The following is a 23,637-nucleotide window of genomic DNA, read 5'->3' on the forward strand; positions in this document are numbered from 1 at the left end:
TCATCCCCTGTCACCGTCCCGTGAAGGCCGGGGGCCTGCGCTCGATGACCGCCGCCAGCCCCTCCCTGGAATCCGTCGTGCCCGACAGTTCGGCGACCGTACGGGCCTCCTCGGCCAGTCGCTCCTCGACGCCGGCGCCCACCCCGCCCCACACCAGCCGCTTGGTCGCCGCCAGCGCCAGGGGCGCGCCCTCGGCGAGGCCGCCGGCGAACGCGAGGGCCTCGTCGAGCAGCCGGTCGTCCGGCACCACCCGGGTGAGCAGCCCCGCGTTCAGCGCCTCGGCGGCGGTCAGGGTGGGGTTGGTCAGCAGGATCTCCATGGCCTTGCGCAGACCCACGAGCCGGGTCAAGGTCACCGAGACTCCGGCGTCCGGGGCCATTCCGACCCGGACCGCGCCCGACATGAACCGCGCCGACTCCGCGGCGATGACGAAGTCCGCCGCGCACACCAGCCCGAAGCCACCGCCGCCGGCCGCGAAACCGTGCACCGCGGCGACGACCGGGGCACGCAGCTGGAGCAGCGCGGAGGTGGTGATCTGCAGCCAGGAGGTGGCCTCCCGCAGGTACTCCGGGAGTTTCTCCCCCTGGCCGGCGAAGGTGTGGACATCGCCGCCCGCGCAGAAGTGGCGGCCCTCTCCGGTGATCAGCACCACGCGCGCCCTGTCCTCGGCGTGGCAGCGCATGACGGCCGCGTGCAGTGCGCGCAGGAAGGGCACGTCCATGCCGTTGGACGCCTCCGGACGGTTGAGCCGCAGCCGCGCGACTCCGTCCGTGTCCAGGTCCAGGAGCACCGACCCGGAGTCGATCAGTTTGTCCGTCATCTCACTCACCTCTCGCCGTGAAGGTCTCGATTCCGGCACCGGCCGCCGCCCCGCCCAGGTGGTCGAGCACCGCGGCCCGCTCCAGGGCGAGGCCGTCCGCCAGCGGCAGCCGCAGCCCCTCGTACACCAGGCGTTTCGCGGTGCCGAGTGCCCGGGGGTCCATGCCGCCGAGCCGTTCGGCGAACGCGGCGACCGCCTCCTCGAACCCGTTGTCCGGCAGGCACCGGTACGCCAGCCCCCAGGCCACGGCCTCCGCGCCGGACAGGCGGTCCCCGGTGAGGATGTGGGCCAGGGCCCGCTGACGGCCCACGAGGCGGGGCAGCCGCTGGGTGCTGCCGCCGCCCGGTACCTGGCCGAAGTTGGCATGCGTGTCGGAGATCCGGGCGTCCTCGCGCACCAGAGCGATGTCGCAGGACTGCATCAGTTCGAAGCCGCCGGCCATGGCGTACCCCTCGACGACGGCCACCACGGGGACCGGCAGGGTCGCGATGAGGGCGCAGGCCCGGCCGAAGTTGTCGAACAGCGGCGCCATCGCCCCCGGTCCGCCGGCCCGCAGCCGCTGCAGCTCCTTGAAGTCGCCGCCGGCGCAGAAGTTGCCTCCCGCGCCCCGGATCAGGACGACCCGTGCCGCTGACGCCACCTCCGTCAGGGCGCGCTCCAACTGTTCGCCGAGTTCGACCGTGATCGCGTTCATCGCCTCGGGGCGGTTCAGCAGGACGTGGCCGACCGCACCCTCCACGCGCGTGCGCACCACCTGGGCGACCTGGGTACTCACATCGACCGCCCGCCCCCCACCTCGACAACCGCGCCGGTCGTGTAGCTGGACAGCTCGCTCGCGAGAAAGAGGACGGCCCCGGCGACCTCCTCGGGCCGTCCCGCCCGCCTCATGGGCACGTCGGCCTCGCGGGCCGCGAAGACGTCCGGCGGCATCGCCTCGGTTATGGCGGTGCGGATCAGACCGGGCTGCACCGCGTTGACCCGCACCCCGTGATGGGCGAGTTCCTTGGCCGCCGCCTTCGTCATGCCGACGATCCCCGCCTTGGCCGCGCTGTAGTTGGTCTGGCCGGGGTTGCCGGACTTCCCCGACAGCGAGGAGATGTTCACGATCGAGCCGCTTCTGGCCTCGCGCATCACCGCCGCGGCCGCCCGGACGCCGAGCCAGGTCCCCCGTAGGTGCACGCCGATCACGGCGTCGAAGTCCTCCGCGGTCATCTTCCTCAGCGAGGCGTCACGGGTGATCCCCGCGTTGTTCACCAGTACGTCCAACGCGCCGAACCGCTCGACGGCCCGCCCCACCATGTTCGCGACCGCCGTCTCGTCCGTGACGTCACAGCCGAGAGCCAGTACGGAAGCCGGGTCGTCACCGCCGATGTCGGCTGCGGCCCGCTCCGCGCGCCCGGCGTCCACGTCGGCCACGGTCACCCGTGCGCCGTGCTCGTGCAGCAGCCGGGCGATCGCCAGGCCGATCCCCTGGCCGGCGCCCGTGACGATCGCGGACCGGCCCGCCACCAGCCCGCCCATCAGCCGAGATACCGTACGACGGAGTCCACGACGCAAGCCGGCTTCGCGCCGCCCTCGATCTCGATGACCGTCGACAGCTTCAGCTGGACCGCGCCGTCGAGCGGCGTGACCTCGGTGATCGTCGAGGTGGCCCGCAGCTTGGCACCGACGGGCACCGGGGCGGGGAAGCGCACCTTGTCGAGCCCGTAGTTCACGGCCATGCTCACCCCCTCGACCTGGTAGAGCCGCTGCAGGAACACCGGCAGCAGGGACAGCGTGAGCAGGCCGTGCGCGATGGTGGAACCGAAGGGTCCCTGGGCAGCGCGCCCGGCGTCCACATGGATCCACTGGTGGTCCCCTGTGGCGTCGGCGAATTGGTCGATGCGCTCCTGGTCCACCTCGACCCAGTCGGTGGTGCCGAGCGACACGCCTGCCGCGGCTGCGAGTCCGGCTAGTCCGTTGAAGATCTTCATGTCGCTCTCCGGGGCTGGTCAGAATTTTGAATCTAATCTAGATTCATAAATTGCAACGGGTCAACGGTTGTGCAGCGGGTCACCTGTTGGCAGCGGGCCGCGCACCACGAGGGAGCGAGCGGATGGATCTGGAACTCGGCGGGGCACGGGTGTTGGTCACCGGTGGTGCCTCGAACATCGGCCGGGGCATCGTGCACGGCTTCGCCGCGGAAGGCGCCCGTGTACTGATCTGCGACATCGACGCGGAGCAGGCCGCCAAGACACGTGCCGAAGCGCTGGAGCGGGGAGCGGCCGGGGCGGAGGTCGCCGTCGTCGATCTGACGGCCGGGGGTGCCGGCGCCACGGCCGTCGAACACATCGTCGCCGCTTGGGGCGGAATCGACGTGCTCGTGAACAACGCGGGGCTGAGCCTGCCGGGGTTCGTCGCCCAGGACGCGGACCGTGACGGCTGGCGGCGGATGGTGGACCTCAATCTGTTCGGTTCCGTCGAGTGCACCCGTGCGGCCCTCGACGCGATGCGGCCCGAGGGCCACGGATCCATCGTGTTCATCTCCAGCGACGCCGCCTTCGGGGAGATACGGCAGGGGGTGTACGGGGCGACCAAGGCCGCGGTGATCGCCTTCGCCCGCACGGTCGCCCGGGAGCACGGCCGGGACGGCATCCGGTCGAACGTCGTCTGCCCGGGACTCGTCATCCCCCAGAGCCCGGACGCGATCGGGGCGGGCAGCCTGTGGACCCGGGGCGACCAGTCCGCCGTCTTCGACGACCGGCAGATCGAGGCAGTCCGCAAGAACATCCCGCTGCGCCGCCTCACCACGCCGGAAGACGTCGCGAACGCCGTGGTCTGGGTCTCCTCGGCACGCCGAGCCCGGCAGGTGACGGGCCAGGTCTTCTCAGTCAGCGGCGGCTACTCGATGCCGTAGGAGGCGCGCTCAGTGAACACCACCAGCAGAAACGGCACCAGCGCAAACGGCACGAGAACCCCGGCCGTCAAGGCGGCGGCGACCCGAGACCGCATTCTCGCCGCGGCCGCTCGGACGCTGAGCCTCAAGGGCTACTCCGCGACCAGGCTGTCCGACATCGCCGAACGGGCCGGTGTGCGTCCGCCCGCCGTGTACTACTACTTCCCGTCCCGCGAGGAGCTGATCGCCGAGGTGATGGCTGTCGGCCAGCTGCGGCTTCGGGAGCACGTCGAGACCGCGCTGGCCGCGCTGCCCGACGGCACTCCCCCGATGGACCGGATCTGTGCCGCCGTCGAGGCACATCTGCAGGTCGAGCTGCACCTGTCCGACTTCGCGACCGCGGTCAGCCGCAACAGCGGACAGCTGCCCGAGGACATCCGCGCCCGCCTGCGGGCGGACAGCGGCGCCTACCTCGACCTGTGGCGGGACCTCCTGGCGAGAGCCAGGGCCGCGGGCGCCATCAGGAACGACATCGACCTGCGAGCGGCGCGCATGCTCGTCATGGGAGCCCTCAACTGGACGCCGGAGTGGTGGAACCCGCGGCAGGGTTCGCTGACCGGTGTCATCCGCACCGCGCAGAGCCTGGTGCGGCACGGCCTGGGTGTGCCCTGACCCCGGGCCCGCCCTCATCACCCCTTCCATCACCCCTTCGCACAGCACACTGGAGGACCGTCATGCCCGAGGCCTACATCGTCGACGCGGCACGCACCCCGGTCGGCAAACGCGGCGGCGGCTTCGCCGGAACGCACCCGGCCGATCTCGCCGCCCACGTCATCCGCTCACTGGTCGCACGCCACGACTTCGACCCTGCCGCCGTCGACGACGTCATTCTCGGCTGCCTCGACCAGATCGGCTCGCAGGCCGGCGACATCGCGCGCACCAGCGCCCTGGCCGCCGGGCTGCCCGAGTCGGTGCCCGGTACGACCATCGACCGGCAGTGCGGCTCGTCCCAGCAGGCGGTCCACTTCGCCGCGCAGGCCGTCATGTCCGGCACGGCCGACCTCATCGTGGCCGGCGGTGTGCAGAAGATGAGCCAGTTCCCCATCCTGTCCGGGTTCACCGCCGGCGAGCCCTATGGGTCGACCGATCCGTGGACCGACTGCAAGGGCTGGCACGCCCGCTACGGCGACCAGGAGATCTCCCAGTTCCGCGGCGCGGAGATGATCGCGGAGAAGTGGGGCGTGGAACGCGCGGTCATGGAGGAGTTCGCGCTGGAGAGTCACCACCGGGCCCTGACAGCCCAGCGGGAGGGCCGGTTCGACGCGGAGATCATTCCGTTCGAAGGGGTCGTGTCGGACGAGGGTCCGCGGCCGGACACCACACTGGAGAAGATGGCCGGACTCGCGACACTGACGCCAGGCGGGCGGCTGACCGCCGCGGTGGCCAGCCAGATCTCCGACGCCTCCTCCGCGATGCTGATCGCCTCGGAGGCCGCCGTACGCACTCACTCCCTCACGCCCCGGGCCCGCATCCACCACATGTCGGTGCGCGGCTCCGACCCGGTGATGATGCTCACCGCTCCCATCCCTGCCACGGAGCACGCCCTCAAGAAGTCCGGACTCACCATCGACGACATCGATCTCGTCGAGATCAACGAGGCGTTCGCCTCCGTGGTGCTCGCCTGGCAGGCCGACATCGGCGCCGATCCGGCCCGGGTCAACGTCAACGGCGGTGCCATCGCCCTCGGTCACCCGCTCGGGGCCACCGGGACACGGCTGATGACCACCCTGCTCCACGAACTGGAGCACACCGGCGGCCGCTACGGTCTGCAGACCATGTGCGAGGGCGGCGGTCAGGCCAACGTCACCATCATCGAGAGGCTCGGCTGACCTGATGCGACGGGGCCTGTACACAGACGATCACGAGCAGTACCGGGAGACCGTCCGCGAGTTCCTCGCGCGTGAGGTCGTCCCCCACCACCAGCGGTGGGAGGCCGACCGGTGGATCGACCGCAAGGTGTTCGCCGCGGCTGCCCAACAGGGTGTCTACGGCCTGCAGATCGGCGAGGAGCACGGCGGCGCCGGCGAGGGGGACTACCGCTATCGCATGGTCGTCTGCGAGGAGATCGCCCGCGTCCACACGCTCTCCTTCGGTCTCACCGTCTCCCTCCAGGACGACCTGGTGCTGCACTATCTGCTGGACCTGACCACGGACGAACAGAGGCGGCGCTGGCTGCCGGGCTTCGCCTCCGGCGAGATCATCGGAGCGCTGGCGATGACCGAACCCGGGACCGGCAGCGACCTGCGGGGCATCCGCACCTCGGCCCGCCGCGACGGCGACGACTGGGTCCTGAACGGACAGAAGACCTTCATCACCAGTGGCATCATGGCCGATCTGGTGATCGTCGCGGCGCGTACGGATCCCGAAGGCGGCTCGCGGGGCTTCACTCTCCTGGTGGTCGAGCGGGACATGCCCGGCTTCACCCGCGGCCGCAAACTGGACAAGATCGGACTGCCCGGCCAGGACACGGCCGAACTGTTCTTCGAGGACGTGCGGGTACCGGCCGCCAACGTCCTCGGCCCGGTGGGATCCGGCCTCCAGCAGCTCATGAGCCACCTTCCCCGGGAACGTCTCGGCGTGACGGCCACGGCCATCGCGACCAGCCGAGCGGTCTTCGATCTGACCCGTGCCTACTGCTTCGAGCGCCGGGCTTTCGGCCACCCCATCGGCGACCTCCAGCACATCCGCTTCGAACTCGCCGAGATGGCCACCGAGATCGACGTCGCCGAGGCCTACGTCGACCGCTCGGTACACGCCTACAACGCCGGTGAACTGACCGCCGTGGACGCGGCGAAAGGCAAGTGGTACGTGAGCGAACTGCAGAAGCGGGTCATCGACCGTTGCCTGCAACTGCACGGCGGTTACGGCTACATGACGGAGTATCCGGTCGCCCGCGCATTCGTCGACACAAGAGTCCAGACGATCTACGGCGGCACCACCGAGATCATGAAGGAGCTCATCGGACGCGATCTGGCATCCAACGGGTGACGCGGAGGGGCCGGGGAGCAACAGGCATCCTCTGCGGCGGCGAACGGCTGGCTCTTCACGGTGACGGGGTTGGGCCGGCTCGTCGGCATCTGCCCGGAGGAGCCGGCCCAGTCGGTCGGCGTCCGCCAGGACGGCGCGGACATCTCAGGCGTAGTCCGACGGGAAGGTGATCACGGCCCCTGGTAGTCGACGAGGCGTTCGGCGTTGGCCTTGTGCAGAGCGCGGTCGGGGATCATCAGGGAGTCCGACCAGAGTTCCGCGCCCTCCTCGGGGACGACGAAGCGGATGTCGGGGTTGTCGGCCTGGAGCTGGATGACGTCTCCGGAGTAGGCCTGGCAGGCCAGGACGTCGCCGGTGACGAGGTCCTTGGTGTAGTCGTTGCCGGTGAAGCGACGGATCTGGCCGTTCCTCACGTACCTCTCGACCTCGTCGCACACATCGTGGAAGTCGTCGGCGGTCCACTGCGTGATGTCGACGCCGTTGCCCTGCATGAGCAGCGCGAAGGCCTCGTCGAGGCCGGAGAGCAGGGTGACCCGGCCCTTGAGGTCGCTCGCCCAGAGGTCCTTCACGTGCCGTATCTCGCGGCCCAGCTTCCTGTGGTTGTACGCGATCCCCGTGATCCCCGACTGCCACGGCACGGTGTACGCGCGCCCCGGGTCGAAGACGGGCGAACGCAGCAGCGGGTCCAGGTACTTCGTGACGTTGGGCTGGTTCGCCCGGTCCATCTCCTGGACCCAGCCGAGCCGCTCGAACCGCGCGCACATCCAGTCGCTGATGACGATGAGGTCGCGGCCGGTCTGCTGGTGGTTCATCAGGGCGGGACTGACCTTGCCGAAGAACTCGTCGTTGTCGTTGATCTCCTCGACGTAGTCGACGGAGATCCCGGTCCGCTTCTCGAAGGCGTCCAGCGTCGGCCGCTTCGTCGAGTCGTCGTCCGTGTCGATGTAGAGCGGCCAGTTCGCCCAGGTCAGCCGCTTGTCGGTGGCGGAGCGATCGGGGACGGCCCGATCGCTCGCGGCCACGTACGCGGCGGGCACACCGCATCCGGCGAGACCGCCCAGCACTGCCCCGCCTCCGAGGGCTCGCAGCAGGGTCCTACGGTCCAGCCGGGACTGCTTCGCTGTGAGGGACGCACGGGATACGGACACGCCTCTCGACACCGGCACTCCAACTCCCCCCAGGGGCGCGGGGAACTGCGCGACCAGCCCCCACGCACCCGCGGCCGAAAACCATCCGCACCCGCAGCGGAACCTACGCGTCCAGCGAAGTCATCACATGCTTGATCCGCGTGTAGTCCTCGAACCCGTACCCCGACAGATCCTTGCCGTACCCCGACTTCTTGAACCCGCCGTGCGGCATCTCCGCGACCAGCGGAATGTGCGTGTTGATCCACACACACCCGAAGTCCAGCCGCTTCGACATCCGCATGGCCCGCCCGTGGTCCTTGGTCCACACCGAGGACGCGAGCGCGTACTCGACGCCGTTGGCCCAGGACACGGCCTGCTCCTCGTCGGAGAAGGACTGCACGGTGATGACGGGCCCGAAGACCTCGTTCTGGATGATCTCGTCGTCCTGCTTCAGCCCGGACACCACGGTCGGCGCGTAGAAGTACCCCTTCTCACCGACCTGATGACCGCCGGCCTCGACCTTGGCGTGCGCGGGCAGCCGCTCGATGAACCCGCTCACCTGCTTCAGCTGGTTCGGGTTGTTGAGCGGACCGAACAGCACGTCCTCGTCGTCCGGCTGGCCGGTCTTCGTCTCGGCGGCGGCCTTCGCCAGCGCCGCCACGAACTCGTCGTGGATCGACGACTGCACGAGCACGCGCGTGGCGGCCGTACAGTCCTGCCCGGCGTTGAAGAAGCCGGCGACGGAGATGTCCTCGACGGCCTTGGCGATGTCCGTGTCCTCGAAGACGACGACCGGTGCCTTGCCGCCCAGCTCCAGGTGCACCCGCTTCAGGTCCCTGGACGCGGACTCGGCGACCGACATACCGGCCCGCACCGAACCGGTGATCGACGCCATCGCCGGCGTCGGGTGCTCGACCATCAGCCGCCCGGTGTCCCGGTCCCCGGTGATGACGTTGAAGACGCCCTTCGGCAGGATCCCGCCGATGATCTCCGCGATCAGCACGGTCGACGCCGGGGTCGTGTCCGACGGCTTCAGCACCACGGTGTTGCCCGCGGCGATCGCCGGCGCGAACTTCCACACGGCCATCATCATCGGGTAGTTCCACGGCGCGACCTGCGCGCAGACGCCGACCGGCTCACGGCGCACGATCGAGGTCAGGCCCTCCATGTACTCACCGGCCGAGCGCCCCTCCAGCATCCGCGCCGCACCGGCGAAGAAGCGGATCTGGTCGACCATCGGCGGGATCTCCTCGTCCCGTGTGAGCCCGATCGGCTTTCCGGTGTTCTCCACCTCGGCCGCGATGAGCTCCTCGGCCCGCTCCTCGAACGCGTCGGCGATCTTCAGGAGGCGCTTCTGCCGCTCGGCGGGGGTGGCGTCACGCCAGCCGGGGAACGCGGCGGCCGCGGCGGCCATCGCCGCGTCCACGTCCGCCTGCCCGGACAGCGGCGCGGTCGCGTACGCCTCACCGGTCGCGGGGTTGACCACGTCCGTGGTCCGTCCATCGGCGGCGTCCCGGAACTCACCGTCGATGTAATTACGCAGACGACGCAGCTCGGTGCTCACTGCCGGCCTCCTGTGGGGTTGGAACTGTCCACTGACTGAGACACCCACCCTAATCGGGCAGCCCACGTTTTCAACACCCCTGATCACGCCAAGACTGCGAAATCCGCAGGTCTCGGTAGCGTGAACAACGGATTTCATCGCCTCGGCCTTGCGGAAGTGTCGAGACGTCGTGCACAGTGACGTCGTGGCCAGTCGAAGCGCAGACCCCAGGGACTCCCGCGAGTCCAGGAGCGAGTCCAGGAGCGAGTCCAGGAACGGCAGCAGCCCGAATCTGGACGCCGTCTCCCTTGCCATCATCGAGCAGCTCCAGGAGGACGGCCGCCGTCCGTACGCCGCGATCGGCAAGGCCGTTGGCCTGTCCGAGGCGGCCGTACGCCAGCGTGTCCAGAAGCTGCTCGACCAGGGCGTCATGCAGATCGTCGCCGTCACGGACCCGCTCACCGTGGGCTTCCGGCGCCAGGCGATGGTCGGCATTCACGTGGAGGGCGACGTGGAGTCCGTGGCGGACGCGCTGAGCGCCATGTCCGAGTGCGAGTACGTGGTGATGACCGCCGGCTCCTTCGACCTGATGGTGGAGATCGTCTGCGAGGACGACGACCACCTGTTGGAGGTCATCAACCGCCGTATCCGGGCCATCCCCGGAGTGCGCTCCACCGAGAGCTTCGTCTACCTGAAGCTCAAGAAGCAGACCTACATGTGGGGAACCCGATAACCGTGAGGACCCGATAACCGTGAGCTCCAAGGACCTCAGCCGCACCGCGTACGACCACCTGTGGATGCACTTCACCCGCATGTCCTCGTACGAGAACTCCCCGGTCCCGACCATCGTCCGGGGCGAGGGCACCTACATCTACGACGACAAGGGCAGGCGCTACCTCGACGGTCTCGCGGGCCTGTTCGTGGTCCAGGCCGGCCACGGCCGCACGGAACTCGCCGAGACCGCCTTCAAGCAGGCGCAGGAGCTGGCGTTCTTCCCGGTGTGGTCCTACGCCCACCCCAAGGCCGTCGAACTCGCGGAGCGCCTCGCGCACCACGCGCCCGGCGATCTGAACAAGGTCTTCTTCACCACCGGTGGCGGCGAGGCGGTCGAGACCGCCTGGAAGCTCGCCAAGCAGTACTTCAAGCTGGTCGGCAAGCCCACCAAGTACAAGGTCATCTCCCGCGCGGTCGCCTACCACGGCACCCCGCAGGGCGCCCTGTCCATCACCGGCCTGCCGGGTCTCAAGGCCCCCTTCGAGCCGCTGGTCCCGGGCGCTCACAAGGTCCCGAACACCAACATCTACCGCGCCCCGCTCTTCGGCGACGACCCCGAGGCCTTCGGCCGCTGGGCCGCCGACCAGATCGAGCAGCAGATCCTCTTCGAGGGCCCGGACACGGTGGCGGCCGTGTTCCTGGAGCCGGTGCAGAACGCGGGCGGCTGCTTCCCGCCCCCGCCCGGCTACTTCCAGCGCGTGCGCGAGATCTGCGACCAGTACGACGTCCTGCTGGTCTCGGACGAGGTCATCTGCGCCTTCGGCCGCCTGGGCACCATGTTCGCCTGCGACAAGTTCGACTACGTCCCGGACATGATCACCTGCGCCAAGGGCATGACCTCGGGCTACTCCCCGATCGGCGCCTGCATCATCTCCGACCGCCTGGCCGAGCCGTTCTACAAGGAGGACAACGTCTTCCTGCACGGCTACACCTTCGGCGGCCACCCCGTGTCGGCCGCGGTGGGCCTCGCCAACCTCGACCTGTTCGAGCGCGAGAACCTCAACCAGCACGTCCTCGAAAACGAGCACGCCTTCCGCGCCACCCTGGAGAAGCTCCACGACCTGCCGATCGTCGGCGACGTCCGCGGCAACGGCTTCTTCTACGGCATCGAGCTGGTCAAGGACAAGGCGACCAAGGAGTCCTTCAACGACGAGGAGACCGAGCGCGTCCTGTACGGCTTCCTCTCGAAGGCCCTCTTCGACAACGGCCTGTACTGCCGTGCCGACGACCGCGGCGACCCGGTCGTCCAGCTCGCCCCGCCGCTGATCTCCAACCAGGAGACCTTCGACGAGATCGAGCAGATCCTGCGCGCGACCCTCACCGAGGCCTGGACCAAGCTCTAGCCTCCTGAGATTCAGCGGGTTCATCCGGCCCGGAGCGCACCCGTCCGAGTGACAGGCGTGCGCCCCGGGCCGTGTGCTGTACGGCGTCCCGCCCCCGCCTCCTTAGCGTGCCTGGTAACCGATCGGCCCTGCTTTCGTTCCCCCGCACGGGGGATGGCAAGGCACAACGGACCAGAACGAGGTGTACGCCCATGGCGGCTCCGCCGGACAACGACGTGCTCTGGGCACGCTCCCTGCACTTCACGCACCGCGACGGCTCACCCGCGCTGCAGGGCGTCTCCCTGGGCGTGCGCGAGGGCGAGATCCTCGCCGTGAGCGGCCCGCGCGGCAGCGGCAAGACCGCACTGCTCAGATGTCTTTCGGGACTCACCCCGGCCCAGCGCGGCGAGGTCTGGTTCAACAGCGTGCCCGTGCACACCATGGGCCCGATGACCCGCGAGCGGCTGCGCCGGGACCGCTTCGGCTGGATCGATCCGGCCCCGGCGCTCGTCCCGGAGCTCAACGCCTGGGAGAACGCGGCCCTCCCCCTCATGCTGCGCGGCACCAGCAGGCGCCGCGCCAAGGTCGCCGCCCTGGAGTGGCTGGAGCGCCTCGACATCGGCGACCGGACCCGCAGACGCCCGCACGAGCTGACCCAGTCCGAACGCCAGCGCGTCTGCGTCGCCCGCGCTCTGGCCCCGGCCCCGGCCGTCCTGTTCGCCGACGAACCGACGGCCCCCCTGCACCGTGCGGACCGCGCCCACGTCCTCCGCACGCTCACCACGGCCGCCCGCTCGCACGGCTTCACCGTGGTCCTGGCGACACACGACACCGACACCGCAGCCCTGGCGGACCGCACGGTCACCCTCCTGGACGGACGCCGGGTGAACACCGTGCACCTGCCCCCGATGGCCGACCCGGAAGGCCGCCCCGCGTGCTCGCTCTCCGTCTGACCTGGGCCGCCCGGCCCGCCGTACAACTCCGTCGCCTCCTGGTGGCCCTGGCCTCGGCGGGCACGGGCTTCCTCCTGCTGTGCACCCTCGGCCACGCGATCCATCACCCCGAGGATCCGTCGGGCGCCGTGCTCCGCCTGGCGTGGTGCCTGACCCCCCTGGCGGCGACGGTCCACTTCGCCCTGGCGGTCGCCCGCAGCGACCCCGGCACCCGTCCCCGGCCGGGGCTCGCCGCGATCGGTCTCGGACCGGCCCGGCTGATGGCAATCACGGCCACGACCACGGCCCTGTCCTGCACCCTCGGCTCGATGCTGGCGCTGCTCTTCTTCCTCCATCTGCGGGGCGACCTGACGGGCACGCCCTTCGACGGGGCGGCGTCGGACTTCCTGGCAGCGGACGCCCCCCTCCCCCTGCCGGCCGCCCTGACCCTGCTGGGCCTGGTCCCGGCGATCGCGTCGGTCACGGTGGGACTCGTCCTGCGGCCACGGGACGACAGACCCGCGTCGGCGAGGAGGGATGCACGGTCGTACGGCCGCTTCGGGGCGTACGGCAGGACGACGGCGAGTGAGCCCTTCGGCGCGTACGGCCGTTTCCGCGCACGTCGGAGCACGAGCGAGCCCGCAGCCCCGGAGGACGAGACCCCGGCCCCCGCCGACGAGAACCAGCCCGCGGACCTCGGTCAGGACAGCGCTCTCCCCCCTGCACCCCAGGAAGCCCCCAAGGGCCTTCCGTGGGGCATCGCGGTGCTCGCGGCGGGCCTGGCGGTCGAGTCCTACGCCAACCGCCACGGCACCGCCCCCGCCACCCCGCTCCCCGGTGGCCTCGCGGGCACCCCCTCCGTCCTGGTCGGCTGGCTCCTCACCGCCGTGGGACTGGCCGTCGCCGGACCCGGCCTCACCCACCTGTGCGGCCGTCTCCTCCAGTCCGCCCAGCCCGGCGCCCTGCGCCTCCTCGCCGGACGGGTCCTCATGACGGAAGCCGCCCGGATCGGCCGCCCCCTCGGCATCGTGTGCGCGGTGGCCTCCGGCGCCTACACCATGACCACCCTGTACGACCCCACCGGCCCCGAAGTGGGCCCGCTCACCACCCTCGGCCTGCTCCTCGTGACGAGCTGCGCCCTCGCCACGCTGCTGACGGCGGCCGTGGAGGCGAAGCACGCGAGGTCGGACACCACGGCCGCGCTGCTGCGCCTGGGCGCCCCGTCGACCATGCTCCGCAGCGCTGCGGCCCTCCGCGCCGGCGCCCTCATGGCCCTCTTCGGCCCGCTCACCCTGGTGGTGGCCGAACTCGCGGCGCTCCCGCTGACCGGCTGAAGAAAAAATCTCCCCGCACCGATGAGTTCCGCCCCGGCCCTCGGTCTACCCCCCGAACAGCACGCACCCCGATGGGAGAAACTCCGATGACCTCGCCGACCTACCAGCAGATGATCTTCGTGAACCTGCCGGTGAACGACCTCGACGCCTCGAAGAAGTTCTACACCGAGCTCGGCTACACGCTCAACGAACAGTTCAGCGACGACAAAGCGGCCTCCGTCGTGATCAGCGAGACGATCGTCGCGATGCTGCTCACGAAGCCGTTCTACGCGACCTTCACCAAGAAGGAGATCGCGGACGCGACGAAGACCAGCCAGGTGCTGCTCTGTCTGAGCGCCGAGAGCCGCGCGAAGGTGGACGAGCTGGTCGAGAAGGCCGTCGCCGCGGGCGGTACGGCCAACGACGACGTGCAGGACCAGGGCTTCATGTACGGCCGTTCCTTCAACGACCTCGACGGCCACGGCTGGGAGGTCGTGTGGATGGACCCGGCAGCGATCCAGGGCTGACCCACGGGCCCGAACCCGGCGTGCAAGCATGGGCGGGTGCAGACGAGCCCCGCCCATGCGGCACACCACGACGACCGTGAGATCGAGACGGTCGAGGAGTTCGACGCGGTCGTCTCGGCCCGTGGCACCCTCGCCGGATTCCGCGTCCAGTCCGTCGATCTGACCGACCGGACAAGGGAGTTGCTCGCCACCGACACCGCGGGCGCAGTCTTCCTCGGCTGTCCCATGAGGGAGAACGCGGCGGCGAAGATCCGCACGGACGGCGCCCTGGTCTTCCCGCCCGTGCCCGGCCTCCCCTTCGACCCGTACCGCGGCCTTCTCTACTCCCCCGACGAACTCCTCGACGGGCTGGAGAAGGGGTACGAGCAGACTCCCGACGCCCTCGCCTACGCCTGGTTCCAGCGCACCAAGGCCGACCGCGACATATACGCGTCGACGCTGCGCGCCGTCCACGACGACGCGGTCTCCGACGCCCTCGACGAACTCCTGCGCGGCGCACGGGTCGTGGGCGTGATGGGCGGCCACGCGATGGCCCGCGGCACGGAGGAGTACGCCGGCGCCGCGCGCCTCGGCCGCGAACTGGCCCGCGCCGGGCTCACCGTGGCCACCGGCGGCGGCCCGGGCGCCATGGAGGCGGCCAACCTCGGCGCCTACGCGGCCCCCTTCGAGGACGCGATGCTCGACGAAGCGTGCGAACTCCTCGCCGCGGCACCCTCGTTCACTCCCTCGGTCACCGAATGGGCGCGCGCCGCCTTCGAGGTCCGCACGCACTGGCCCCGGGGCGGTTCCTCCGTCGGCATCCCCACCTGGTTCTACGGCCACGAACCGCCGAACGCCTTCGCCTCGCACATCGCCAAGTACTTCGCCAACGCCACCCGCGAGGACGGCCTGTTGGCCCGCTCCAACGCGGGCGTGGTGTTCCTGCCGGGGGCCGCCGGCACCGTACAGGAGATCTTCGACAACGCGACGCCCAACTACTACGAGTCGCGCGGCGAGCCGACGCCGATGGTGCTCGTGAACCGTGCCCACTGGACGGAGAAGTTGCCCGCCTGGCCGCTGCTCCAAGCGCTCGCGCGGGAGCGGTCAATGGAGGCCCGAATCGCCCTTGTTGACCGGATCGAGGAGGCTCCTGCGGCGCTGAAACGTCTCACACCTTAATAAGCAGGCAAAGTCAACACTTGTAGGGCGCTTACACGTTGACACTGCTTATGCAGCGCTTATAGACCTGTGAGACTCCTGGGGGTGGTGATGTCACATCACCATCTCTTCAACCCCCCGCATTTGCGCATCACGTGAAGGACGAACGTGGCATTCACGCCCATATCCCGTCGCACCGCCCGCGTCTCGCGCTTCCTCGGCGTCGCCGCCGCATCGACCGCGATCGTGCTCGGCACCTCCGGCAACGCGCTTGCCTGCAACATCAACGACTTCTCCGCCGAAGCCAAGTGCGACGGCACGCAGGGCGTCATCACGGTGACCGATGTCGACAGCTACGGCGTCGAGGCCACCGTCACCGTGTACTTGGAGGAGAACGGCGCCGACGCCAAGACGGTCGGTGAGCAGAAGGTGAAGGGTTCCGAGAAGGGTACGACCATCACCTTCAAGGAGGACTGGAAGCCCAACGCGGAGTACCGCATCCACGTGGTCGCCGAGCCCTACATCCACGGCAAGGACATCACCCCGAACCTGACCACCCCGGCGACCGCCTGCAAGACCGAGGAGACGCCGACCCCGACGCCCACGCCCACCCCGTCGGACTCCGCCAGCACCCCTGCTGAGGAGTCCCCGGCCCCGACCCCGTCGGCCTCGGAGGGCACCACCGCTCCGGCGACCGTCGAGAGCAACGCCCCGTCGCCCGCGGCCGGCGACTCCAACCTCGCCGAGACCGGTGCGAACTCCAACACCGGCCTGATCGCCGGGATCGCGATCGCCCTGGTCGCCATCGGCGGCGGCGCCGTGTTCTTCGGCCTGCGTCGTCGCGGGGCCGGCACCCGCTGACCAAGTCGTGGCCCGTCCCCGGTTCGGGGGGCGGGCCACACTCATGTCACCCGAAGCTCGCCCGCTTCAGCCAGAACTCCAGCAGCTCCCGCTCGCCGAGGACTTCCAACTCCGGGCTGTCCAACGGCAGTCGACGGTAGAAGGCGAGCAGCACTGCGGTCAGCGGCCCCCGCAGCGCGACGGTCGCCTTCTCGTGCCCACGCCGCCAGACGATGACGTCGTCGGTCAGCTCGACGACCCACTCCGCATTCAACTCGGGCGTCCCGTCGGTGGCATGCAGATGGATACTGCGCCCTGGACCACGCAGTTCCCTCGACTCGTCGTCCGGCATGGTCCGCTGCGCGAACTCCACGAGCTGCAGCCACTCGTCGATCGCGTCGGCGGCGATCTCCGGATCCACCTCGTACGGCTGCCCGGCCGCGTGCGTGGCGTCGGCACGGTGGATCGTCAGCTCGTGCGCCATCCTGCGGGCCCAGAAGCCCGAGGTGGGAATCCCGGACCAGGACCACACCTTGGCGTCCGGCCCGGCCTCCCGCAGCGCGGCGACGAGCGTGTCGCCGGTCTCCGCGAGCCACGCGTCGAGCTCACCGACGTCCTCGGGCCCCTCCCCCAACGGCACCTGGTCCTCGGGGAACTCCTCCTCGGCCCGGGTCCGCACCATCAGCTCGACCCAGCGCAGGGCGCCCCCGGTGTGCCGCACCAGCTGTTCCAGCGACCAGTCGGGGCAGGTCGGCACGGTTGCGGACAGGTCGGCCGCGGAGGTCACCACGGCCCTCAGAAGGCCGACCTGGTGGGCGATCTCGTCGCAGTAACGATCATGTGAGAGCAGGGTCATGCCCCGCACTGTAGGTGTGACCCCGTCAGTCCAGCACCACGATTTCGTCCGCGTCGAACGCCACCCCGACCACGTCCCCCACCCCCGGCGCGTCCCGCAGCGCGCACGCCGCCTCCAGCCGCGGCCCGTCGTCGGCGGGTTGCAGGTGTACGGCGACATGGGTGCCCTTGAAGGTCCGCGCGGCGACCGTGCAGCGCAGCCCCTCGTCGGCGGCGACGAGCCGTACTCCGCCAGGGCGTACCAGGAGGGTCCGGGGGCCCTGAGGCGCGTCCTCGGGCACCGGGACCTTCCCCCACGCCGTCTCCGCGGCCGCGCCCGTCACCGTCCCCTCGACGACGTTCTCGAAGCCGAGGAAGCGGGCCACGAACTCGTCGGCCGGCCGCTGCCACACCTCGAGGGGTGTTCCGGACTGGGCGATCCGCCCGTCCCGCATCACCACGACCCGGTCGGCGAGCGCGAAGGCCTCGCCCTGGTCGTGGGTGACCGCGAGCACGGTGGTGCCCAACCGCCCGAACAGCTCCCGCAGTTCGACGACCAACCGCTCCCGCAGCGAACGGTCCAGCTGCCCGAGCGGCTCGTCGAGCATCAGCAGCCGGGGCCGTGGCGCGAGGGCCCGCGCCAGGGCGACCCGCTGCTGCTCACCCCCGGAGAGCGCGGCGACGGCCCGCCGCCCGGCACCCGGAAGCCCGACGAGGTCGAGCAACTCCCTGACCCGCGCGTCCTGTCGGGGCCGCGCGGTGCCGTGCATCCGCAGCCCGAAGGCCACGTTGGCACCCACGTCCCGCTGCGGGAACAGCTGATGGTCCTGGAACATCAGCCCGACCCCGCGCTTGTGCGCGGGCACCCCGGCCTGGTCCCGTCCGTCCAGCAACACCCGCCCGGCATCGAGCGGTTGGAGCCCGGCCACCGCCCGCAGCAGCGTCGACTTGCCGCTCCCGCTCGGCCCGAGCACGCACACGATCTCGTGCTCGGCGACATCGAGCCCGACCCCGTCGAGGACGGCCCGCCCACCGAACCGTACGGTCGCGTCCTGAAGGCTCAGCAGCATCTAGAACTCCCCGGTCCGATCCGTCCGCAGCCGCTCCAGCACCAGCAGCGCCACCGCGCACACCACCATCAGGACGGTCGAAAGGGCCATCGCCTGGCCGTAGTTGAGGTCACCGGCGCGGCCGAGCAGCCGCGCCACGGCGACCGGAAGCGTCGGGTTGTCGGGCCGTGCGATGAACACGGTCGCCCCGAACTCCCCCAGCGACACGGCGAAGGCGAAGCCCGCCGCGATCAGCAGCGCCCGCCGCACCATCGGCAGGTCGACCTCCCGCCACACCCGCCAGGGCGAGGCCCCGAGCACGGCCGCGGCCTCCCGCAGCCGGTGGTCCACGGCCCGCAGCACGGGCAGCATCGTCCGCACGACGAACGGCACCCCGACCAGCGCCTGCGCGAGCGGCACCAGCAGCCAGGACTGTCTGAGGTCCAGCGGCGGCTCGTCGAGGGAGATCAGGAACCCGAAGCCGACGGTCACCGCGGACACCCCGAGCGGCAGCATCAGCAGTGCGTCGAAGCCCCGTACGAACCGCCCCGCGTCCCGTCGTGTGAGCGCAGCGGCCGCGAGACCTCCGATCACCACGGCGAGGGCGGTCGCGGCGAGGGCGTACTCCAGCGAGTTGCCGATCGCCTCGATGGGCGCGACGAGGAACACCCCGCCGTCGCTGTGGGTCAGCGCCCGGTAGTAGCCGAAGTCCGGGGCGTCGAGCGACCGCTGGACCAGCACGGCGAGCGGCAGCAGCAGGAGTACGGCGATGCTCGCCACCACCCCGGCCAGCAGCCCCCACTCCCCCGCCCCGCGCGGCCGCCGGGCGGTGCCGGACGCGTCCACGAGCCGCAGCGCGGTCTCCCGGCGCCGTACGGTCCACGCGTGCAGGGCGAGGACCGCGCCCACCGCGACGAACTGGATCAGCGTCAGCACGGCGGCCGTGGAGAGGTCGAAGATCTCGGAGGTCTGCCGGTAGATCTCCACTTCGAGGGTGGAGAAGGTCGGCCCGCCGAGGATCTGGACGACACCGAAGGAGGTGAAGGTGAACAGGAAGACCATCAGTGCGGCGGCGGCCACTGCGGGCGCGAGCGCGGGCAGGGTGACCGTGCGCCAGGCCTTCCACGGGGACGCGCCCAGCATCCGCGCGGCCTGCGACTGCCGGGGGTCCAGCTGCGCCCACAGCCCGCCCACCGTGCGTACGACGACCGCGTAGTTGAAGAAGACGTGCGCGAGCAGGATCGCCCACACGGTGGTGTCGAGCCGTACGCCCCACAGCTCGTCCAGCAGCCCACCGCGCCCGACGAGCGCCAGGAAGGCCGTACCGACGACGACCGTCGGCAGCACGAAGGGAACGGTCACCACGGCCCGCAGGACCTGCTTGCCCGGGAAGTCGAAGCGCGCGAAGACGTACGCACCGGGGAGCGCGACCAGCAGCGTGAGCGCGGTGGAGGCGAGCGCCTGCCAGGTGGTGAACCACAGGACGTGCCGGATGTCCGGCTGGGTCAGGACATCGAGGATCCGGCCGAACTGCCAGGTCCCGTCGGTGTCGAGGCCGCGCTTGACGATCGCGGCGACGGGATAGGCGAAGAAGACGGCGAAGAACGCGACGGGCACGGCCATGAGCCCGAGCCGCGCCGCGCTCCCCTTGCGCCGGGTGGCTACTTCAGTACGAGCGAGGTCCACGACTTGACCCAGTCGTCTCGGTGTTCGGCGATCTTCGCGGGATCCATGGTCTCGGGATCCTTGGCCTGCGGGCCGTACTCGGTGAACTCGGCGGGCACCGAAGCCCCCTGCACCACCGGATAGACGAACATGTTGAGCGGCATGTCCTGCTGGAACTCCTTGGTGAGCAGGAAGTCCAGGAACGCCTTGCCGCCCTTGCTGTTCTTGGCGTTGCTGAGCAGCCCGGCGTACTCGATCTGCCGGAAGCAGGTGCCGTCGGCGACCCCGGTGGGCGCGGTCGTCGGCTTCGGATCGGCGTAGATCACCTCGGCGGGCGGCGAGGAGGCGTACGACACGACGAGCGGCCGGTCCGCCTTGGCCTTCTTGCCGCCGGCCGAGCCGGAGAACTCCTCGTTGTAGGCCTGCTCCCAGCCGTCGACGACCTTGACGCCGTTGCCCTTGAGCTTCTTCCAGTAGCCCTGCCACCCGTCGTCGCCGTACTTCGCGGCGCTCCCGAGCAAGAACCCGAGCCCCGGCGAGGAGGTGGAGGCGTTCTCGGTGACGAGGAGGTTCTTGTACGCGGGCTTGATCAGATCGTCGTACGACGTCGGCGGCTGGACCTTGTGCTCCGTGAACCAGGCCTTGTCGTAGTTGACGCAGATGTCACCGGTGTCGATGGGCGTGACCTTGTCCCCGTCGACCCGGTACCCCGCCCTGATCCGGTCGGCGCCCTTCGCCTCGTACGACTGGAAGAGGCCGTTGTCGAGCGCGCGGGACAGCAGGGTGTTGTCGACGCCGAAGAAGACGTCGCCCTGGGGGTTGTCCTTGGTGAGGATGGCCTTGTTGACAGCCTGCCCGGCGTCGCCGTCCTCCAGGACCCTGACCTTGTAACCGGACTTCTTCTCGAAGTCGGCGAGGACGCTCTTGGAGACGGCCCACGAGTCGTGGCTGACGAGCGTGACGGTCTTGTCGGCGCTTTCGGAACCTTCCGAGCCGGAGGACGACGACCCGCACGCGGACAGCGTGACCAGGCCGAGGCCGACGACGGCAGCAAGGAACTTCTTGTTGTTCACGGTGATGACCGAACTTCCTACCCAGAATGACCTGGGCGAGGTTCAGAGGGTCTGCGGCCCGATGGCCGCACTCTCAGCGCTGTGGCGCTCCCCTGTCGGATATGAAGATGTACGTCCCTCAGACTACCGTTCGGTGGCCGCGAGCTGGCCGCAGGCCCCGTCGATCTCCTGACCACGGGTGTCCCGAACCGTCACCGGCACACCATGGGCGGCGATCGCCTCGACGAAGGCCTTCTCGTCCTCGGGCCGGGAGGCGGTCCACTTGGAGCCGGGGGTCGGGTTCAGCGGGATGAGGTTGACGTGGACGGGCTTGCCCCGGAGCAGCCGCCCGAGTCGGTCACCACGCCAGGCCTGGTCATTGATGTCCCGGATGAGGGCGTACTCGATGGACAGCCGACGCCCGCTCTTCTCGACGTAGTCGAACCCGGCGTCGAGGACCTCGCGCACCTTCCACCGCGTGTTCACGGGGACGAGGGTGTCGCGCAGTTCGTCGTCGGGGGCGTGCAGGGAGATCGCGAGCCGGCACTTGAAGCCCTCGTCGGCGAACCGGTGAATGGCGGGGACGAGCCCGACGGTCGACACGGTGATGCCCCGCTGCGAGAGCCCGAGCCCGTCAGGAGCGGGATCGGTGAGCGCACGGATGGAGCCGACGACCCGCTTGTAGTTGGCGAGCGGCTCACCCATCCCCATGAAGACGATGTTGGAGAGCCGCGCGGGCCCGCCCGGCACCTCCCCGTCCCGCAGCGCCCGCATCCCGTCGACGATCTGATGGACGATCTCGGCGGTGGACAGATTCCTGTCCAGCCCCGCCTGGCCGGTGGCACAGAAGGGACAGTTCATGCCACAGCCCGCCTGCGAGCTGATGCACATGGTCACCCGGTCCGGGTACCGCATGAGCACCGACTCGACGAGCGTCCCGTCGAACAGCCGCCACAGCGTCTTGCGCGTGGTCCCCTGGTCGGTCGACAGATGCCGTACGACGGTCATCAGCTCGGGAAGCAGCGCCTCCTGCAGCTTGCCGCGCGCCCCGGCCGGGATGTCCGTCCACTCCGCCGGATCGTGCGCGTACCGCGCGAAGTAGTGCTGCGAGAGCTGCTTGGCACGAAACGGCTTCTCCCCGATCTCAGCGACAGCCTCCTTACGCTCGGCGGGCGTGAGATCGGCAAGGTGCCGCGGCGGCTTCTTGGCTCCGCGGGGGGCGACGAAAGTGAGTTCTCCGGGCTTAGGCATGGCTGTACCAGTGTCGCAGATCCGAATGAGTGACCCTCACAGCGGCGACGGGCGGTCGCTGCGACGGCCCGCCTCAGCGGGTGCGAGCTCATCGCGGCCCTCTCCTGTAACCAATCGGAAGGTTTCCTACCGGTAACAATAACCGGATTCTTAAGTTCCAGACAACCAATGTTCAGACCCGGTTGTCTCGGTCTTTGATGAATAGCCAACCTGAGCCCGATGTCACGGTAATCGTCGGCGCATATCAAGCCATGCCCTATCTCGTTCGCTGTCTGGAATCGGTCGAGTCTCAGTCACTGGGCGCCGACCGAATGGAGATCGTCGCCGTCGACGACGGGTCGAGCGACGGCACGGGGGAATACCTGGAGGAATTCGCCGCCGCGTCGAAGGTGCCCACCAGGGTGGTGCGGCAGGCCAACTCCGGCGGCCCCAGCGGCCCGCGCAATGTCGGCCTGGAGCTGGCCCGCGGCCGCTATGTGTTCTTTCTGGACGCCGATGACCACCTCGGGGACGAAGCCCTGGAGCGGCTGGTCGCGATGGCCGACCGGGCCGGCACGGATGTGGTGCTCGGCAAGATGGAGGGCGTCAACCGCGGTGTCCCGAGGTCGATGTTCGGCCGCACCCTGGAGCACGCCGACGTCGCCACGTCGATGGTCATCTTCACGCTGAGCGCCCAGAAGCTGTTCCGGCGGGAACTGATCCAGCGGCTGGGACTCAGGTTCGACGAAACCCTCACCACCGGCGAGGACGCGCTCTTCACCATGGAGGCGTATCTGCGCGGCAACGGCGTGTCCGTCGTCGCCGACTACGTCTGCTACTACCTGGTCAACCGCGACGACGGCAACCATGCGACCCGCAGGGGCGACTACATGGCCCGCTTCGCCGCGATCCACGCGCTGATGGAACTGATCGCGAGACTCGTGCCGCCCGGCGCAAAGCGCGATCAGCTGATGGTCAGGCCCTTCACCGTCGGGCTCTTACAGCAATTCGGCCCGGCTCTGCTGAAACAGCCGGAAAGCGAGCAGCTGCACAGAATGGAACTGGCCGCTCCGATGGCGGCGTACTGGACCCGAGGCGTCTCTGACCGAATAAAGGTCGGCGAGCGGCTGATTCTCACCTGTGTCGCCACGGGCAAGCTGGATCCGTTGAAGAACATCCTGGAATTCGTCCGGGCCAAGACGGTGCCGGGAGTGGCCCGGCACGGCCGAACCGGTCGGCTGCACCTCGTCTATCCGCATTTCCGTGACCGGCTGGTGAGAATCCCAGATCACGCGTACGCGGTGACCGTACCGGACTGGTCTGGCACTCGGCGTGTCATGCCCTCGTCGAAGCCGCGCCCGTCGGCCGCCCGGCGGACGGCGCGGAAGGTCCGCAGACGCCTCCGGCGGATCCGCGCCCGCAGGTGATCCCTCCAGGGCATGTCCGAAGACGCCCGCGTCGGCGGACGTCGCGGGTCCACACCGAACCGCCGGTTCAGCCCGCTCCCCGTCCGCAACCGACGCGGCCCCCGCCCTGAACAGGACGGGGG

The 23,637-nt window shown here is 69.8% G+C and carries 22 protein-coding genes, 1 pseudogene and 1 riboswitch; of the genes and pseudogenes, 12 read left to right on the plus strand and 11 right to left on the minus strand.

Features of this window, described 5'->3' with window-relative positions:
* Nucleotides 1–10: 10 nt before the first annotated feature.
* Genes AB0D34_RS20105 through AB0D34_RS20120 form a run of 4 tightly spaced genes read right to left on the minus strand, consistent with a single transcriptional unit; the run spans nucleotide 11 to nucleotide 2,793 of the window.
* Entirely contained in the window at nucleotides 11–820 is an 810-nt protein-coding gene (locus AB0D34_RS20105) for an enoyl-CoA hydratase-related protein (RefSeq protein WP_362663179.1), read from the minus strand.
* A gap of 1 nt (nucleotide 821) precedes the next feature.
* Nucleotides 822–1,595 (minus strand): enoyl-CoA hydratase/isomerase family protein, encoded by a 774-nt coding sequence (locus AB0D34_RS20110; RefSeq protein WP_362663181.1) that lies wholly within the window; start codon nucleotides 1,593–1,595, stop codon nucleotides 822–824.
* Complete coding sequence (gene fabG, locus AB0D34_RS20115) at nucleotides 1,592–2,341, minus strand: 3-oxoacyl-ACP reductase FabG (protein WP_362663183.1); 750 nt, start codon at nucleotides 2,339–2,341, stop codon at nucleotides 1,592–1,594. Before fabG ends, AB0D34_RS20110 begins: the two co-directional genes overlap by 4 nt.
* Nucleotides 2,341–2,793, minus strand: coding sequence for a MaoC family dehydratase (locus tag AB0D34_RS20120; RefSeq protein ID WP_362663185.1), 453 nt, complete (start codon nucleotides 2,791–2,793; stop codon nucleotides 2,341–2,343). The genes fabG and AB0D34_RS20120 overlap by 1 nt, the downstream gene beginning before the upstream one ends.
* Before the next feature lie 122 nt (nucleotides 2,794–2,915).
* On the opposite strand from AB0D34_RS20120, the gene AB0D34_RS20125 reads away from it, so the two are divergent.
* The 4 genes from AB0D34_RS20125 (at nucleotide 2,916) to AB0D34_RS20140 (ending at nucleotide 6,743) form a co-directional block, all read left to right on the plus strand.
* Nucleotides 2,916–3,716 carry an SDR family oxidoreductase gene (locus AB0D34_RS20125; RefSeq protein ID WP_362663186.1) on the plus strand — a complete coding sequence of 267 codons (801 nt, stop codon included), beginning with the start codon at nucleotides 2,916–2,918 and terminating at the stop codon, nucleotides 3,714–3,716.
* A gap of 12 nt (nucleotides 3,717–3,728) precedes the next feature.
* Nucleotides 3,729–4,367: a TetR/AcrR family transcriptional regulator gene (locus tag AB0D34_RS20130; RefSeq protein ID WP_362663188.1), complete on the plus strand. Its 639-nt coding sequence runs from the start codon at nucleotides 3,729–3,731 to the stop codon at nucleotides 4,365–4,367.
* A 62-nt stretch (nucleotides 4,368–4,429) separates the two neighbouring features.
* Nucleotides 4,430–5,584: an acetyl-CoA C-acetyltransferase gene (locus AB0D34_RS20135; RefSeq protein WP_362663190.1), complete on the plus strand. Its 1,155-nt coding sequence runs from the start codon at nucleotides 4,430–4,432 to the stop codon at nucleotides 5,582–5,584.
* Nucleotides 5,585–5,588: 4 nt separating this feature from the next.
* The gene (locus tag AB0D34_RS20140; protein WP_362663192.1) at nucleotides 5,589–6,743 is read left to right on the plus strand and encodes an acyl-CoA dehydrogenase family protein; all 1,155 of its coding nucleotides are present in this window, start codon (nucleotides 5,589–5,591) and stop codon (nucleotides 6,741–6,743) included.
* Nucleotides 6,744–6,925: 182 nt separating this feature from the next.
* Here AB0D34_RS20140 and AB0D34_RS20145 read toward each other — a convergent pair.
* Both AB0D34_RS20145 and AB0D34_RS20150 read right to left on the minus strand, forming a co-directional pair.
* Nucleotides 6,926–7,834, minus strand: a pseudogene (locus AB0D34_RS20145) (spermidine/putrescine ABC transporter substrate-binding protein); the annotation flags it as partial.
* Nucleotides 7,835–7,994: 160 nt separating this feature from the next.
* Nucleotides 7,995–9,434 carry a gamma-aminobutyraldehyde dehydrogenase gene (locus AB0D34_RS20150; RefSeq protein WP_362663194.1) on the minus strand — a complete coding sequence of 480 codons (1,440 nt, stop codon included), beginning with the start codon at nucleotides 9,432–9,434 and terminating at the stop codon, nucleotides 7,995–7,997.
* Nucleotides 9,435–9,603: 169 nt separating this feature from the next.
* Between AB0D34_RS20150 and AB0D34_RS20155 the strand changes: the two genes are divergently transcribed.
* The 7 genes from AB0D34_RS20155 to AB0D34_RS20185 all read left to right on the plus strand — a co-directional run bounded on the left by AB0D34_RS20155 (nucleotide 9,604) and on the right by AB0D34_RS20185 (nucleotide 16,279).
* The gene (locus tag AB0D34_RS20155) at nucleotides 9,604–10,146 is read left to right on the plus strand and encodes an Lrp/AsnC family transcriptional regulator (protein WP_362663196.1); all 543 of its coding nucleotides are present in this window, start codon (nucleotides 9,604–9,606) and stop codon (nucleotides 10,144–10,146) included.
* 19 nt (nucleotides 10,147–10,165) lie between these two features.
* Nucleotides 10,166–11,530, plus strand: coding sequence for an aspartate aminotransferase family protein (locus tag AB0D34_RS20160; RefSeq protein WP_362663198.1), 1,365 nt, complete (start codon nucleotides 10,166–10,168; stop codon nucleotides 11,528–11,530).
* Nucleotides 11,531–11,721: 191 nt separating this feature from the next.
* Nucleotides 11,722–12,462 (plus strand): ATP-binding cassette domain-containing protein, encoded by a 741-nt coding sequence (locus AB0D34_RS20165; protein ID WP_362663200.1) that lies wholly within the window; start codon nucleotides 11,722–11,724, stop codon nucleotides 12,460–12,462.
* On the plus strand, nucleotides 12,444–13,775 hold the full coding sequence (locus AB0D34_RS20170; RefSeq protein WP_362663201.1) for a hypothetical protein: 1,332 nt from the start codon (nucleotides 12,444–12,446) through the stop codon (nucleotides 13,773–13,775). The genes AB0D34_RS20165 and AB0D34_RS20170 overlap by 19 nt, the downstream gene beginning before the upstream one ends.
* An 86-nt stretch (nucleotides 13,776–13,861) precedes the next feature.
* The gene (locus AB0D34_RS20175) at nucleotides 13,862–14,281 is read left to right on the plus strand and encodes a VOC family protein (RefSeq protein ID WP_362663203.1); all 420 of its coding nucleotides are present in this window, start codon (nucleotides 13,862–13,864) and stop codon (nucleotides 14,279–14,281) included.
* 36 nt (nucleotides 14,282–14,317) lie between these two features.
* Nucleotides 14,318–15,439, plus strand: a complete 1,122-nt coding sequence (locus AB0D34_RS20180; protein WP_362663205.1) for an LOG family protein — start codon at nucleotides 14,318–14,320, stop codon at nucleotides 15,437–15,439.
* A gap of 147 nt (nucleotides 15,440–15,586) precedes the next feature.
* Nucleotides 15,587–16,279 (plus strand): LAETG motif-containing sortase-dependent surface protein, encoded by a 693-nt coding sequence (locus tag AB0D34_RS20185; protein ID WP_362663207.1) that lies wholly within the window; start codon nucleotides 15,587–15,589, stop codon nucleotides 16,277–16,279.
* 46 nt (nucleotides 16,280–16,325) lie between these two features.
* On the opposite strand, the gene AB0D34_RS20190 is transcribed toward AB0D34_RS20185, so the two are convergent.
* From AB0D34_RS20190 to rlmN, 5 genes are all read right to left on the minus strand, one after another.
* Nucleotides 16,326–17,114, minus strand: a complete 789-nt coding sequence (locus tag AB0D34_RS20190; protein ID WP_362663209.1) for a maleylpyruvate isomerase family mycothiol-dependent enzyme — start codon at nucleotides 17,112–17,114, stop codon at nucleotides 16,326–16,328.
* A 25-nt stretch (nucleotides 17,115–17,139) separates the two neighbouring features.
* Complete coding sequence (locus tag AB0D34_RS20195) at nucleotides 17,140–18,162, minus strand: ABC transporter ATP-binding protein (protein WP_362663211.1); 1,023 nt, start codon at nucleotides 18,160–18,162, stop codon at nucleotides 17,140–17,142.
* Nucleotides 18,163–19,764: an iron ABC transporter permease gene (locus tag AB0D34_RS20200; protein WP_362663213.1), complete on the minus strand. Its 1,602-nt coding sequence runs from the start codon at nucleotides 19,762–19,764 to the stop codon at nucleotides 18,163–18,165.
* Nucleotides 19,765–19,802: 38 nt separating this feature from the next.
* Nucleotides 19,803–20,879, minus strand: coding sequence for a thiamine ABC transporter substrate-binding protein (locus tag AB0D34_RS20205; RefSeq protein ID WP_362663215.1), 1,077 nt, complete (start codon nucleotides 20,877–20,879; stop codon nucleotides 19,803–19,805).
* A riboswitch (TPP riboswitch) is annotated at nucleotides 20,876–20,983 on the minus strand. (Overlaps the previous gene by 4 nt.)
* Nucleotides 20,984–21,002: 19 nt before the next feature.
* Nucleotides 21,003–22,109 (minus strand): 23S rRNA (adenine(2503)-C(2))-methyltransferase RlmN, encoded by a 1,107-nt coding sequence (gene rlmN, locus AB0D34_RS20210; RefSeq protein WP_362663217.1) that lies wholly within the window; start codon nucleotides 22,107–22,109, stop codon nucleotides 21,003–21,005.
* 197 nt (nucleotides 22,110–22,306) lie between these two features.
* Between rlmN and AB0D34_RS20215 the strand changes: the two genes are divergently transcribed.
* Nucleotides 22,307–23,515 carry a glycosyltransferase family A protein gene (locus AB0D34_RS20215; protein WP_362663219.1) on the plus strand — a complete coding sequence of 403 codons (1,209 nt, stop codon included), beginning with the start codon at nucleotides 22,307–22,309 and terminating at the stop codon, nucleotides 23,513–23,515.
* The last annotated feature ends 122 nt before the right edge of the window (nucleotides 23,516–23,637 follow it).

It is taken from the genome of Streptomyces sp. NPDC048420, from assembly GCF_040651535.1.
Taxonomy (GTDB): domain Bacteria; phylum Actinomycetota; class Actinomycetes; order Streptomycetales; family Streptomycetaceae; genus Streptomyces.

Excerpts from the sequence above, each read along its gene's own strand:
- AB0D34_RS20105 (WP_362663179.1), bottom strand. The coding sequence starts at position 820 with ATGACGGACAAACTGATCGACTCCGGGTCGGTGCTCCTGGACCTGGAC.
- fabG (WP_362663183.1), bottom strand. The coding sequence starts at position 2,341 with ATGGGCGGGCTGGTGGCGGGCCGGTCCGCGATCGTCACGGGCGCCGGC.
- AB0D34_RS20120 (WP_362663185.1), bottom strand. The coding sequence starts at position 2,793 with ATGAAGATCTTCAACGGACTAGCCGGACTCGCAGCCGCGGCAGGCGTG.
- AB0D34_RS20125 (WP_362663186.1), top strand. The coding sequence starts at position 2,916 with ATGGATCTGGAACTCGGCGGGGCACGGGTGTTGGTCACCGGTGGTGCC.
- AB0D34_RS20135 (WP_362663190.1), top strand. The coding sequence starts at position 4,430 with ATGCCCGAGGCCTACATCGTCGACGCGGCACGCACCCCGGTCGGCAAA.
- AB0D34_RS20140 (WP_362663192.1), top strand. The coding sequence starts at position 5,589 with ATGCGACGGGGCCTGTACACAGACGATCACGAGCAGTACCGGGAGACC.
- AB0D34_RS20165 (WP_362663200.1), top strand. The coding sequence starts at position 11,722 with ATGGCGGCTCCGCCGGACAACGACGTGCTCTGGGCACGCTCCCTGCAC.
- AB0D34_RS20175 (WP_362663203.1), top strand. The coding sequence starts at position 13,862 with ATGACCTCGCCGACCTACCAGCAGATGATCTTCGTGAACCTGCCGGTG.
- AB0D34_RS20190 (WP_362663209.1), bottom strand. The coding sequence starts at position 17,114 with ATGACCCTGCTCTCACATGATCGTTACTGCGACGAGATCGCCCACCAG.
- AB0D34_RS20195 (WP_362663211.1), bottom strand. The coding sequence starts at position 18,162 with ATGCTGCTGAGCCTTCAGGACGCGACCGTACGGTTCGGTGGGCGGGCC.
- AB0D34_RS20200 (WP_362663213.1), bottom strand. The coding sequence starts at position 19,764 with ATGGCCGTGCCCGTCGCGTTCTTCGCCGTCTTCTTCGCCTATCCCGTC.
- rlmN (WP_362663217.1), bottom strand. The coding sequence starts at position 22,109 with ATGCCTAAGCCCGGAGAACTCACTTTCGTCGCCCCCCGCGGAGCCAAG.
- AB0D34_RS20215 (WP_362663219.1), top strand. The coding sequence starts at position 22,307 with ATGAATAGCCAACCTGAGCCCGATGTCACGGTAATCGTCGGCGCATAT.